The sequence below is a fragment of the Streptomyces sp. NPDC001070 genome (assembly GCF_053598835.1).
Window position 1 is genome coordinate 204992 of the sequence record NZ_JBSFLB010000006.1, and the last position, 11949, is coordinate 216940.

Sequence of the window (11949 nt, forward strand, 5' to 3'; positions counted from 1 at the left end):
TTGTGGGAACTCCACGAAGGCCCGGGGAAATCTTTGCCGGGCCGGCGCCCCATACGGGTGGCGCCGTTCAAACTCTTGCCGCAACTCCTACCCGTTAGTAGCGTGCGGCCAACGAAATACCGCCGGTAATGGGGTCCTGGGACAGGGGGCGCACTGTGCGCAGAAGTGTCGCCGTGGCGGCGGCTGTGTTGCTGATCCTGGAGGCGTTCGTGTTCGCCTTCGTCAACTGGATCATGGGTATCGCCGTGCGCCACCAGCAGATGTCCCTGGCCGGGCTCGACCCCGGCGCGATGGCCGCGGGCGCGTGGGCGGCCGGTGTCGTGATGGCGCTCTTCCTCATCGGCTGCGGGATCGTCCTCCTCCGCATGGCCCTGCGCGACCGCGGTCCGGGCCGCTTCGGCCGGATCCTGCTGATCGTGTGCGCGGTGACCCACGGCGTCCTCGGCGCGGGCCTGGCGGCGCCGGTGGGCTGGGCGGCGTTCGTGGGGATGATGGTGATCCTGGGGTTCGTGGTGCTCGCCCTGGTGCTCTACGCGGGTGAGACGCCGGTCGCCGGCCCGGGCGACGAGCCCGGCGAGAGCACGCCCCCGCCGCCCGTCGCCCCCGCGGCGGTCTGACTGGTCCGACCGGGCGGCCGGATCAGACCCAGAAGTCGGTGATCCGCAGGCCCAGCTCGGTGAGGAGGCCGCGCAGCAGCGGCAGCGAGATGCCGATGACATTGCCGTGGTCGCCCTCGATGCCCTCGATGAACGGGGCCGAGCGGCCGTCCAGGGTGAAGGCGCCCGCCACGTACAGCGGCTCGCCCGTGGCGACGTAGGCCGCTATCTCGGCGTCGTCCGGGGTGCCGAAGCGCACCGTGGTGGAGGCGGTGGCCGAGACCCGGCGGCCGGTGGCCAGGTCGATCACGCAGTGGCCGGTCCGCAGCACGCCGGAGCGGCCGCGCATCGACTTCCAGCGGGCTGTGGCGTCCTCGGCGTCGGACGGCTTGCCCAGCGGCTCGCCGTCCAGGTCCAGGACGGAGTCGCAACCGACGACCACCTCGCCGTCTGAGAGCTGCACGGCGACCGCGGAGGCCTTGGCCTCGGCCAGCACCCGGGCCAGCTCGGCGGGGGTGTCCGCGCTGATCGCGTCCTCGTCGACACCGCTGACGATGACCCGCGGGTCGAACCCGGCCTGCTTCAGCAGCCCCAGACGCGCGGGGGAGGCGGAGGCGAGGACGAGCGGGCGGGGGCTGCGGCTGCTGTCGGTCATGCCCGTCATCGTAGTCAGCCGCGCCAGGCCACCAGGGCCGTGATCACGGGGATGGCGACAGCGATCACGAGCATCGCCCGGCGCATCATCGCCTGGGCCTGCCGCATCTCCTCGGGGGGTTCGTCGGACGGGTCTGACCACAGCATGCCGTCCAGGTTGCGCGGTGGAGAACGCCCGCGCCTGAGTACGGATACTCAGGCGCGGGCGGCAAGAGGACCATTCGCGTCCGCCTCGGGGCGGACGCGTCAGTGCGGCCAGTACGTGGCGCGCCAGGCCACCGGCGCCGGGCGCAGCATCCGGCCGGGGACGTTGCGCGCGGGGGAGGCCCACTCGTCGGCCGGTCGCGGGCCGTCGGCGAGCCCCGCTGCCGCCGCGGCCCGCGCCTGGACGAGGGCGACGACGGCCGCCAGCTCCTCGGGCGTCGGATTGCCCCGTTCGACCTTGATCACCATGGCTGGGCACGCTCCTTACAGGGGGATGTTGCCGTGCTTCTTGGGGGGCAGGGTCTCGCGCTTGTTGCGCAGCGTCCGCAGCGCCTTCACCAGGTGCGTACGGGTCTCCGAGGGCAGGACGACCCCGTCGACGTAGCCGCGCTCCGCCGCCACGTAGGGGTTGAGCAGCGTGTCCTCGTACTCCTGCATCAGCTGGGCGCGCAGCGCCTCCGCCTCCTCCGGGGAGCCCGCCTCGGCCAGGGTGCGGCGGTGGAGGATGTTGACGGCGCCCTGGGCGCCCATGACGGCGATCTGGGCGGTGGGCCAGGCCAGGTTGAGGTCGGCGCCCAGGTGCTTGGAGCCCATGACGTCGTACGCGCCGCCGAAGGCCTTGCGGGTGATGACGGTGATCAGCGGGACGGTGGCCTCGGCGTACGCGTAGATCAGCTTGGCGCCGCGCCGGATGATGCCGTTCCACTCCTGGTCGGTGCCGGGCAGGAAGCCGGGGACGTCGACGAAGGTGACGACCGGGACGTTGAAGCTGTCGCAGGTGCGGACGAAGCGCGCCGCCTTCTCGCTGGCGTTGATGTCCAGGCAGCCGGCGAACTGCATCGGCTGGTTGGCGACGACGCCGACGGGGTGGCCCTCGATCCGGCCGAAACCGGTGAGGATGTTGGGCGCGAACAGCGACTGGGTCTCCAGGAACTCGCCGTCGTCCAGCACGTGCTCGATGACCTGGTGCATGTCGTACGGCTGGTTCGCCGAGTCCGGGATCAGGGTGTCCAGCTCGAGGTCCTCGGCCGAGATCCCCAGGTCCGCCTCCTGCGGGTAGGCCGGGGCCTCCTGGAGGTTGTTGGACGGCAGGTAGGACAGCAGCGCCTTGACGTACTCGATGGCGTCCTTCTCGTCGCCGGCCATGTGGTGCGCGTTGCCGGAGACGCTGTTGTGCGAACGGGCGCCGCCCAGCTCCTCGAAGCCGACGTCCTCACCGGTGACGGTCTTGATGACGTCCGGGCCGGTGATGAACATGTGCGAGGTCTGGTCGACCATCACCACGAAGTCGGTGATGGCGGGGGAGTAGACCGCGCCGCCCGCGCAGGGCCCCATGATGAGCGAGATCTGCGGGATGACGCCGGAGGCGTGGGTGTTGCGGCGGAAGATCTCGCCGTACAGGCCGAGCGAGGTCACGCCCTCCTGGATGCGCGCCCCACCGGAGTCGTTGATGCCGATGACCGGGCAGCCGGTCTTCAGCGCCCAGTCCATGACCTTGACGATCTTCTCGCCGAAGACCTCGCCGAGCGCACCGCCGAACACGGTGAAGTCCTGCGAGAACACCGCCACCGGGCGGCCGTCCACGGTGCCGTAGCCGGTGACGACGCCGTCGCCGTAGGGGCGGTTCTTCTCCAGGCCGAAGTTGGTCGAGCGGTGCCGGGCCAGCTCGTCCAGTTCGACGAAGGAGCCCTCGTCCAGCAGCAGTTCGATGCGCTCACGCGCGGTCAGCTTGCCCTTGGCGTGCTGCTTCTCCACCGCGCGCGCCGAGCCGGCATGGGTCGCCTCGTCGATTCGGCGGCGCAGATCCGCGAGCTTCCCCGCGGTGGTGTGGATGTCGATCTCCGGCTCGGCCATGGGAGGCGGCTCTCCTGCTCTCGTCGGGTCGTGCTGAGGGTGTGACGTGACTGGCGAGTAATGCTGTTTTCGTAGCGTAACCGCGCGGCTGCTGCCCGGTCAGTGCGGCGTTGGCCACACTCCGCTCCCGGGGTCCGCCCGCCGCCTCCCGGCTGCCCGCGGCGGACGCCGCCGCTTCCTCCGCGTCGATCCGGAGGGCAGACCCTAGGCTGGGACGTATGACATCGAACCGCTGGTCCGACCTCGACCGGCCGCCGCTCAACGCGGCCGCCCTGCGCCGCGCGATCGTCACTCCCGACAGCCTGTGGACCGACCTGGACGTGGTCGAGTCCACCGGGTCCACCAACAGCGACCTGGGTGCCCGGGCCCGGGAGGGGGCCCCCGAGGGCGCCGTCCTGGTCGCCGAGGAGCAGTCCGCGGGGCGCGGCCGCCTCGACCGCCAGTGGCGGGCCCCGGCCCGCTCCGGGCTCTTCTTCTCCGTGCTGCTGAGGCCGACCGCCGTTCCGCCGCGGCACTGGGGCTGGCTGCCGCTGCTGGCTGGGGTCGCCGCGGCCACCGCCGTCGCGCGGACGGCGGGTGTGGACACCGGGCTGAAGTGGCCCAACGACCTGCTCGTCACCGTGGACGGCGAGGAGCGCAAGACCGGTGGGATCCTCGCCGAACGCGTCGGCGACGACGCCGTCGTCCTCGGCATCGGCCTCAATGTGACACTCCGTGAGGACGAACTGCCGGTCCCCGCCGCGGGCTCGCTGGCCCTCGCCGGGGCCAAGGTCACCGACCGCGATCCGCTGCTGCGCGCGATCCTGCGCTCCCTGGCCGACTGGTACGGGGAGTGGCTGCGCGTCGACGGCGACCCGGTCGGCTCCCGCCTGCAGCAGGCGTACGCCGCCGGCTGCGTGACGCTGGGACGCACCGTACGGGCCGAACTCCCCGGTGGGGGCGAGGTCGGCGGGCGGGCCGTCGCCGTCGACGACGACGGGCGGCTGGTCGTCGCGACCGACGACGGCGAGCGCGCGGTCGCCGCGGGCGACGTCGTCCATGTGCGGCCGGCGGGAGAGTGAGCCAGGCCACACCTGCCGTATTGTTGAGGCGGCAGCCTCCGGCGCGGTGATCGGAAGGCCGGTGCGCAGGGACCCAGGAGGGGGCGGGCGGTGACCGTGGACGACGCGAGCGACCTCCCGCCGCACGAAGAGCCGGGCGGGCCTCGACGCGAGCGGGCGGAACGCGAGGAGCGCGAAGAGCCCGAGGAGCACGAGGAACCCGGCGAGCTCGGGGAGCCCGATGAGCACGGCGAGCCGGCCCGGTCGCCCGGCATCGAAGAGGACCCGATCGCCCTGCGCCTGGAGCAGCTGATCCTCGGCGCGGGACGGCACTACACACCCTTCCAGGCCGCCCGCAGCGCGGGCGTCTCCATGGATCTCGCCGCGCGGTTCTGGCGCGCGATGGGCTTCGCCGACATCGGCCAGGCCCGCGCGCTGACCGAGGCCGACGTCCTGGCGCTGCGGCGCCTGTCCGGTCTGGTCGAGGCCGGGCTGATCAGCGAGAGCACGGCGATCCAGGTCGCCCGGTCCACCGGCCAGACCACGGCCCGGCTGGCCGAGTGGCAGACCGACTCCTTCCTGGAGGAGCTCACCGAGCCGCCCGAACCCGGCATGACCCGGGCCGAGGTGGCCTATCCGCTGGTCGAGCTGCTGCTGCCGGAGCTGGAGGAGTTCCTGACGTACGTGTGGCGCCGCCAGTTGGCCGCGTCCACCAGCCGGGTCGTCCGCTCGGACGACGAAGAGGCCGTCGACCGCCGGCTCGCGGTCGGCTTCGCGGACCTCGTCGGCTTCACCCGGCTCACCCGCCGCCTGGAGGAGGAGGAACTCGGCGAACTGGTCGAGGCCTTCGAGACCACCGCCGCCGACCAGGTGGCCGCGCACGGCGGACGGCTCGTCAAGACCCTCGGTGACGAAGTGCTGTTCATCGCCGACGACGCGGGGACGGCCGCCGAGATCGGCATGCGGCTCATCGAGACGATGAACGGCGACGAGACGATGCCGGCGCTGCGCGTCGGCATGGCCTTCGGCACCGTCACGACGCGCATGGGCGACGTCTTCGGCACCACGGTGAACCTGGCGAGCCGGCTGACGTCGATAGCGCCACGGGACGCGGTGCTCGTGGACGGCGAACTGGCGCAGGCCCTCGTCGCGGCGGGCGAGGCACCGGAGTCGGAGGCGGAGATCGAGCCCGGTTCGGAGGAGAAGTACCGCTTCGGGCTGCAGCCGATGTGGCGGCGGCCGGTCCGCGGTCTCGGCGTGGTCGAGCCCTGGCTGCTGAGCCGTCGCGGAGGCTGAGCGGGAGCCCCACTACGCTGGCCGTCGGCGGTTCACGACCGTTAACAGCGACGCGGAGGTGGAGGCGCGATGACCGAGCAGCGGTTTGGCGAGTGGGTGGCGGTACGCAGGCACGGTGACGCCGGGCGGGTGGCGGAACTGGTGCTGGACCGGCCCAAGGCGATGAACGCCATCTCCACGGACATGGCGCGGGCGGTCACCGAGGCGTGCGCGGCGCTGGCCGGGGACCGGTCGGTGAGCTGCGTCGTGCTCACCTCGACCCATGAGCGGGCGTTCTGCGTGGGCGCCGACCTGAAGGAGCGCAACTCCTTCACCGACGCCGACCTGGGACGGCAGCGTCCGTACACGCGTGCCGCCTACACGGCCGTGCTGGAGCTGCCGATGCCGTCGGTGGCGTCCGTGCACGGTTTCGCGCTGGGCGGCGGGTACGAGCTGGCGCTGGCCTGCGACGTGATCGTCGCGGACCCGACGGCCGTCGTGGGGCTGCCGGAGGTCTCGGTCGGCGTGATCCCCGGAGGCGGCGGCACGCAGCTGCTGCCGCGCCGGGTGGGTGCCGCGCGGGCGGCCCAGCTGATCTTCACCGGGCGCCGGGTGCCCGCGGCGGAGGCGCTGGCGCTGGGGCTGGTGGACGTACTGGCCGAGGAGGGCCAGGACCGCGCCGAGGCGCTGGCGCTGGCCGCGCGGATCGCGGCGAACTCGCCCGTCGGCCTGCGGGCGGCCAAGCGGGCGCTGCGGCTGGGCCAGGGCACCGACCTGCGGACGGGTCTCGACGTCGAGGACGCGGCCTGGCGCACGGTCGCCTTCTCCGGGGACCGTGCCGAGGGCGTCGCGGCGTTCAACGAGAAGCGCGATCCGGTGTGGCCGGGTGAGTGATTGAGGCGGAAAACGACCGCGCCGACGGCGCGTAACGTGCGGGTCCGTGCGAACGTCGCAAACTGGTAAAAAGTTGTGCGGGCGACGGGAGACGGGCGCATGAACGGCACCGGCGGGGACGCTCGGCTGCGTGCCGTCGCCGAGCTCGCGCGGGCGGTGGCGGCGGCGAGGTCGCCCATGGAGGCGGCGGTCGCCGCCGCGTCCGCCGCCCGGGCCGCCCTCGGCGGCACGATGTCGGCGATCTCCCGCTGGGAGCGGGACCGGGGACGGCTGCGGGTCCTGGTCAACGACGGGGACCTCGCGCCCGACGAGGAGCCGCAGCCGGCCGAGGAGGTCTACTCGGTCGCGGACTTCCCCGAGATCGTGGAGTTCCTGCACGCCAAGTGGACCGAGGGCGGGGAGCCGCACGCCTGGATCGAGACCGCCGAGGGTCCGGCGGCGGGCCGCGCCGGCGCCTACTGCCACCAGCGGGTGGCCACCCTCCGGCGGCGCGGGCGCACGTCGTGCGTAGTGGCGCCGATCATGCTGCACGGGCTCGCCTGGGGCGAGCTGTACGTGGCCCGGGGCGCCGGGCGGCCGGTCTTCGACCGCGACGACGCGGAGTTCGCGACCGTGCTCGCGGCGCTGACGGCGGCCGGGATCGCCCAGACCGAGCGGCTGGCGGAGGTGCGCCGGCTGGCCTTCACCGACCCGCTGACCGGGCTTGCCAACCGGCGGGCGGTCGACCAGCGGCTGGAGGAGGCGGTGGAACGGCACCGGGCCGACGGGACCCCGGTGAGCCTGGTCGTCTGCGACCTCAACGGGCTCAAGCGGGTCAACGACCAGCTCGGGCACGCGGTCGGGGACCGGCTGCTGGTCGGCTTCGGGTCCGTCCTGTCGCTGTGCGGCGCCGCGCTGAAGGGCAGCCTGGTGGCGCGGCTGGGCGGCGACGAGTTCTGCCTGCTGTCGGTCGGGCACGGGGCCGAGGAGGTCGTACGGGTCGCCGAGGAGCTGTGTGTGCGCACCAAGTGGCTGGGACTGGGGGACGGGGTCGCCGTGGGGGTGGCGTCCACGGATGCCGAGATCGGGGTGGTGACCTCGGGGCGCCGGCTGTTCCGGCTGGCGGACGCGGCCCAGTACCGGGCGAAGGCCCTGCATTCGGTGGAGCCGGTGGTCGCCGGGCGCGGGGCGCCGGAGGACCCGGTCGTCCGGCTCGCCGACCAGCCCGCGGGCCACGACGTGGAGCGGCGCCGGTTCCGCGGACGGGACTGAGGTGCGGGACCGGCGGGGCCGGGAGGCGGTGGCGAGGGTGCGGCGGGGGCCGCGCGGAAGAGGACCTTCCGACACGTGACAGGTTGCGATTCAGTCCGTAGGGTTCGTGAATATGAGTATGCATAACGTGGTGATCGGGGCCCACGGGGCCGCGGCGGAGGATGTGCTGGCGGTGGCCCGCGGCGGTGCGCGGGTCGAGCTGTCTGCGGAGGCGCTGGCCGGGATCGCCGCGTCGCGCGAGGTCGTGGAGGCGCTGGCGGCGAAGCCGGAGCCGGTGTACGGCGTGTCGACGGGCTTCGGCGCGCTCGCGGTCCGGCACATCAGCCCCGAGCTGCGCGCCCAGCTGCAGCGCAGCCTGGTGCGCTCGCACGCGGCCGGCATGGGCCCGCGCGTGGAGCGCGAGGTGGTGCGCGCGCTGATGTTCCTGCGGCTGAAGACGCTGGCGTCCGGCCGCACCGGTGTCCGTCCCGTCGTCGCGGAGACGATGGCCGCGCTGCTCAACGCCGGCATCACCCCCGTCGTCCACGAGTACGGCTCGCTGGGCTGCTCCGGCGACCTGGCGCCGCTGTCGCACTGCGCGCTGGTCCTGATGGGCGAGGGCGAGGCGGAGGGCCCCGACGGCGTCGTGCGCCCCGCCGCGGAGCTGCTGGCCGAGCACGGGATCGAGCCCGTGGAACTGCGCGAGAAGGAGGGCCTGGCCCTCATCAACGGCACCGACGGCATGCTCGGCATGCTCGTCATGGCCATCGACGACCTGCGCCGGCTCTTCACCGCCGCCGACATCGCCGCCGCGCTGTCGCTGGAGGCGCTGCTGGGCACCGACAAGGTGCTCGCCCCCGAGCTGCACGCGATCCGCCCGCACCCGGGCCAGGCGGCCAGCGCCGAGAACATGCGCCGGGTGCTCGCCGGCTCCGGGCTCACCGGCCACCACCAGGACGACGCCCCGCGCGTGCAGGACGCGTACTCGATCCGCTGCGCCCCGCAGGTGGCCGGCGCCGGCCGGGACACCGTGACGCACGCCATGACCGTGGCCGACCGCGAACTGGTCTCCGCCGTCGACAACCCGGTCGTGCTGCCCGACGGGCGGGTGGAGTCCAACGGCAACTTCCACGGGGCGCCCGTCGCCTACGTGCTGGACTTCCTGGCCATCGCCGCCGCCGACCTCGGCTCGATAGCGGAGCGGCGCACCGACCGGCTGCTGGACAAGAGCCGTTCGCACGGCCTGCCCGCCTTCCTGGCCGACGACCCCGGTGTGGACTCCGGTCTGATGATCGCTCAGTACACGCAGGCCGCGCTCGTCAGCGAGAACAAGCGGCTGGCGGTGCCGGCCTCGGTGGACTCCATCCCGTCCTCGGCGATGCAGGAGGACCACGTCTCGATGGGCTGGTCGGCCGCGCGCAAGCTGCGGCAGGCGGTGGACAACCTGGCCCGGATCGTGGCGATCGAGCTGATGGCCGCGTCCCGCGCGATCGAGCTGCGCGTGCAGGGCAGCGAGGTGCTGGTGGCCGCCCCGGCGACCCAGGCGGTGCTGAAGGCGGCGCGCGAGGCGGGAGTGGGCGGCCCCGGGCCGGACCGCTTCCTGTCCCCGGACCTGGCGGCGGCGTACGACTTCGTGCGCGGCGGCGGCCTGGTGGCGGCGGCCGAGTCGGTGACCGGCCCGCTCGCCTGAGCCGGCCCCGGGGCCCGGGGTCCGGGCCCCGGGGGTCAGTACACGTCGCGGGCGCGGCGGCTCGCGTTGACCACGAGCGCCGCGCCCATGCCGAGGAACGCGGTGCCGCCGATCAGGTACGGCGTGGTGTCGACGCTTCCGGTGTCCGCCAGGTGCTGCCCCTGGCCGACGGCCGACGCGGTGGCGGCGGTGGAAGCGGACGACTGTGTGCTCGTGTTCGTCGCGTGCTCGGCACTGGCGGACGCGTTGGGCACGAAGTACAGCGCGCCGAGGACAGCGGCAGCCGTGACGGCGACGAAGGCGGGCGGGCGGTGCGAGGTCAACGGATCCCCCAGCGGTTGCGGCGACTTGACCGTGGAGCCCGATGTTAGTGAGACAACCGCCGTGGAGGGAAGTTCGGTCCCGGAACCGGAGCTTCCACGGGTTCCGGACCGGCCGCCGCGGGTATCCTTCCGCCCCGGATCCGGACTGCCTGCGCTTCCCGGGCCGTTCCCCCGCATACGCTCCGTCACATGAGCACTACTGACATCCCCACCGGGGAGAGCGGGCCGCGCTACGTGCGGCTCCAGGTGGAGCTGGTCCTGGAGATCACCGGGTCCGGCGAGCTGACCGACGCCGCGCTCGACCAGATCGGCGGCGACGAGTACATGCCGGACGACGAGCGGCAGCACGCCGAGGCGTCGGTGCGGCAGGACGAATCGGAGGCGCTGGCGTACCTGGTCGACCCCTTCGACCTGGTCACCAGCGTGCCCGGGATCGAGCTGGTGCAGGCGTCCTGGTCCTGCGCCCACACCGAGTACGACCCCGACTCCGACGAGTGGGACCTCTACGACGACGAGGCCGACGACGAAGCCGACATCGACGAGGAGGAACCGCAGGGACGCTGAACGCGTCTTCGGCAGTGCGTGACTCACAGGCCCCGGGCTCATCATGGGTCCGGGGTTTCGCACGGGCCGCAGGACCGCGCCCATGTCACCTGAGTCACGCGCGTGTTCTTCCCCACACTTTCCGGCGGGGGGGAACGGACCAAAGACCCTGGCAGTTCCTGGACGTACGAGTGAGGCTCGTTCGAGGGCCGTGGCCCGCGACGCATGCGGGCCGGGGGAACGCGTACCTGGAAGACATTGGAGATCTGTGTGAAGCGCGCCGAGACCGGCACAGCCACTGACCCGCGTCCCTCTCGCAAGCGGCGAGCAGGGCTCGCAGCGCTCGCGCTGCTGGCGGTCGGGGCTATCACTCTGACCGCCTGCGGGGGAGACAAGGTGGGCGGCGCCGGTTCCGACAACAACGTCAAGTCGCAGGACTCGGTCGACGAGGCGGCCGCCAAGGACGCCTCCGACGCCCGAATATCCATCACGCCGAAGACCGGCGCCGAGAACGTGAGCATCAACACCGGCACCAAGGTCGCCGTCACCGGCGGCGACCTCACCAGCGTCGTCATGACCTCCGTCGCCGACGGCAAGAACATCGAGGGCACGATCTCCGCGGACGGCAAGAGCTGGGCGCCCAACGGGCAGCTGCAGCGCGCCACCCAGTACAAGATCGCCGCCAAGGCGGAGGACGGCAAGGGCCGCAAGGCCACCGAGAACTCCACCTTCACCACGGTCAGCCCCGAGCACAGCTTCATCGGCTACTACACGCCCGAGAGCGGCCAGACCGTCGGCGTGGGCATGCCGGTGTCGATCAACTTCACCAAGGCGATCGAGAACAAGAAGGCCGTCCAGTCGGCGATCTCGGTGAGCTCCAGCAGCGGCCAGGAGGTCGTCGGCCACTGGTTCAACTCCACCCGGCTGGACTTCCGCCCCCAGGCCTACTGGCAGGCCGGCTCCACCGTCACCCTCAAGCTGAACCTGGACGGCGTCGAGGGCTCCAGCGGCGTCTACGGCGTCCAGGAGAAGACCGTCACCTTCAAGATCGGCCGCAGCCAGGTCTCCACGGTCGACGCCTCGACCCACCAGATGAAGGTCGTCCGCGACGGCCGGGTCGTCCGCACCATCCCGATCTCGGCCGGCTCGGACCAGAACACCACCTACAACGGCCAGATGGTGATGTCCGAGAAGTTCACCGAGACCCGGATGAACGGCGCCACGGTCGGCTTCACCGACGACGACGGCAAGGGCGAGTACGACATCAAGGACGTGCCGCACGCCATCCGCCTGACCACGTCCGGCACCTTCATCCACGGCAACTACTGGGGCGCCGACTCGGTCTTCGGCAACGTCAACACCAGCCACGGCTGCGTGGGCCTGAACGACACCAAGGGCGCCAAGGACACCTCCACCGACGCCTACTGGTTCTACACGAACTCGATGGTCGGCGACGTCGTGATCGTGAAGAACTCCAAGGACAAGGTCGTCGACCCGGCGAACGGGCTGAACGGCTGGAACATGAGCTGGAGCGCCTGGAAGGCGGGCAGCGCGGTCTGAGGCCGCACCGTCCGCCGACCAGCGGCCCGTACCACCGCAGGGGCCCGGAACCGCGAGGTTCCGGGCCCCTGCGCCGTTTGCGGGCC

General features: G+C 72.5%; 13 protein-coding genes. 8 read left to right on the forward strand and 5 right to left on the reverse strand.

Annotated elements, in window-relative coordinates; translation table 11 throughout:
• The first annotated feature begins 155 nt into the window (after window positions 1-155).
• The gene (locus tag ACWDAS_RS10140) at window positions 156-617 is read left to right on the forward strand and encodes a hypothetical protein (RefSeq protein WP_450388405.1); all 462 of its coding nucleotides are present in this window, start codon (window positions 156-158) and stop codon (window positions 615-617) included.
• A gap of 22 nt (window positions 618-639) precedes the next feature.
• Here the strand turns inward: ACWDAS_RS10140 and ACWDAS_RS10145 are convergent, their stop codons facing one another.
• From ACWDAS_RS10145 to ACWDAS_RS10160, 4 genes are all read right to left on the reverse strand, one after another.
• A complete protein-coding gene (locus ACWDAS_RS10145; RefSeq protein WP_450388406.1) occupies window positions 640-1260 on the reverse strand; it encodes a Maf family protein in 621 nt (206 codons plus the stop codon).
• Window positions 1261-1265: 5 nt separating this feature from the next.
• A complete protein-coding gene (mmpB, locus tag ACWDAS_RS10150; RefSeq protein ID WP_450388407.1) occupies window positions 1266-1397 on the reverse strand; it encodes a morphogenic membrane protein MmpB in 132 nt (43 codons plus the stop codon).
• A 99-nt stretch (window positions 1398-1496) separates the two neighbouring features.
• Window positions 1497-1703, reverse strand: coding sequence for an acyl-CoA carboxylase epsilon subunit (locus ACWDAS_RS10155; protein WP_450388408.1), 207 nt, complete (start codon window positions 1701-1703; stop codon window positions 1497-1499).
• Between the two features lie 15 nt (window positions 1704-1718).
• Window positions 1719-3308, reverse strand: coding sequence for an acyl-CoA carboxylase subunit beta (locus ACWDAS_RS10160; protein ID WP_450388409.1), 1590 nt, complete (start codon window positions 3306-3308; stop codon window positions 1719-1721).
• Between the two features lie 218 nt (window positions 3309-3526).
• Here ACWDAS_RS10160 and ACWDAS_RS10165 point away from each other — a divergent pair, with 218 nt between their 5' ends.
• From ACWDAS_RS10165 to hutH, 5 genes are all read left to right on the forward strand, one after another.
• Window positions 3527-4369: a biotin--[acetyl-CoA-carboxylase] ligase gene (locus tag ACWDAS_RS10165; protein WP_450388410.1), complete on the forward strand. Its 843-nt coding sequence runs from the start codon at window positions 3527-3529 to the stop codon at window positions 4367-4369.
• 90 nt (window positions 4370-4459) lie between these two features.
• Window positions 4460-5644 carry an adenylate/guanylate cyclase domain-containing protein gene (locus tag ACWDAS_RS10170; protein WP_450388411.1) on the forward strand — a complete coding sequence of 395 codons (1185 nt, stop codon included), beginning with the start codon at window positions 4460-4462 and terminating at the stop codon, window positions 5642-5644.
• A gap of 69 nt (window positions 5645-5713) precedes the next feature.
• Window positions 5714-6517 (forward strand): enoyl-CoA hydratase/isomerase family protein, encoded by an 804-nt coding sequence (locus ACWDAS_RS10175; RefSeq protein ID WP_450388412.1) that lies wholly within the window; start codon window positions 5714-5716, stop codon window positions 6515-6517.
• Window positions 6518-6616: 99 nt separating this feature from the next.
• A complete protein-coding gene (locus ACWDAS_RS10180) occupies window positions 6617-7768 on the forward strand; it encodes a diguanylate cyclase domain-containing protein (RefSeq protein WP_450388413.1) in 1152 nt (383 codons plus the stop codon).
• Between the two features lie 118 nt (window positions 7769-7886).
• Window positions 7887-9437 (forward strand): histidine ammonia-lyase, encoded by a 1551-nt coding sequence (gene hutH / locus ACWDAS_RS10185; protein WP_450388518.1) that lies wholly within the window; start codon window positions 7887-7889, stop codon window positions 9435-9437.
• Window positions 9438-9472: 35 nt separating this feature from the next.
• Here hutH and ACWDAS_RS10190 read toward each other — a convergent pair whose 3' ends face one another.
• On the reverse strand, window positions 9473-9760 hold the full coding sequence (locus tag ACWDAS_RS10190; protein ID WP_450388414.1) for a hypothetical protein: 288 nt from the start codon (window positions 9758-9760) through the stop codon (window positions 9473-9475).
• Between the two features lie 189 nt (window positions 9761-9949).
• Here ACWDAS_RS10190 and ACWDAS_RS10195 point away from each other — a divergent pair, with 189 nt between their 5' ends.
• Window positions 9950-10324 carry a hypothetical protein gene (locus ACWDAS_RS10195; protein ID WP_450388415.1) on the forward strand — a complete coding sequence of 125 codons (375 nt, stop codon included), beginning with the start codon at window positions 9950-9952 and terminating at the stop codon, window positions 10322-10324.
• 249 nt (window positions 10325-10573) lie between these two features.
• The gene (locus ACWDAS_RS10200; protein ID WP_450388416.1) at window positions 10574-11863 is read left to right on the forward strand and encodes a L,D-transpeptidase; all 1290 of its coding nucleotides are present in this window, start codon (window positions 10574-10576) and stop codon (window positions 11861-11863) included.
• Window positions 11864-11949: the final 86 nt, after the last annotated feature.

Bases quoted from the DNA above. Each gene is read 5' to 3' on its own strand.
- ACWDAS_RS10160 (WP_450388409.1), bottom strand. From the start codon at position 3,308: ATGGCCGAGCCGGAGATCGACATCCACACCACCGCGGGGAAGCTCGCG.
- ACWDAS_RS10165 (WP_450388410.1), top strand. From the start codon at position 3,527: ATGACATCGAACCGCTGGTCCGACCTCGACCGGCCGCCGCTCAACGCG.
- mmpB (WP_450388407.1), bottom strand. From the start codon at position 1,397: ATGCTGTGGTCAGACCCGTCCGACGAACCCCCCGAGGAGATGCGGCAG.
- ACWDAS_RS10180 (WP_450388413.1), top strand. From the start codon at position 6,617: ATGAACGGCACCGGCGGGGACGCTCGGCTGCGTGCCGTCGCCGAGCTC.
- ACWDAS_RS10175 (WP_450388412.1), top strand. From the start codon at position 5,714: ATGACCGAGCAGCGGTTTGGCGAGTGGGTGGCGGTACGCAGGCACGGT.
- ACWDAS_RS10155 (WP_450388408.1), bottom strand. From the start codon at position 1,703: ATGGTGATCAAGGTCGAACGGGGCAATCCGACGCCCGAGGAGCTGGCG.
- ACWDAS_RS10145 (WP_450388406.1), bottom strand. From the start codon at position 1,260: ATGACGGGCATGACCGACAGCAGCCGCAGCCCCCGCCCGCTCGTCCTC.
- ACWDAS_RS10195 (WP_450388415.1), top strand. From the start codon at position 9,950: ATGAGCACTACTGACATCCCCACCGGGGAGAGCGGGCCGCGCTACGTG.
- hutH (WP_450388518.1), top strand. From the start codon at position 7,887: ATGCATAACGTGGTGATCGGGGCCCACGGGGCCGCGGCGGAGGATGTG.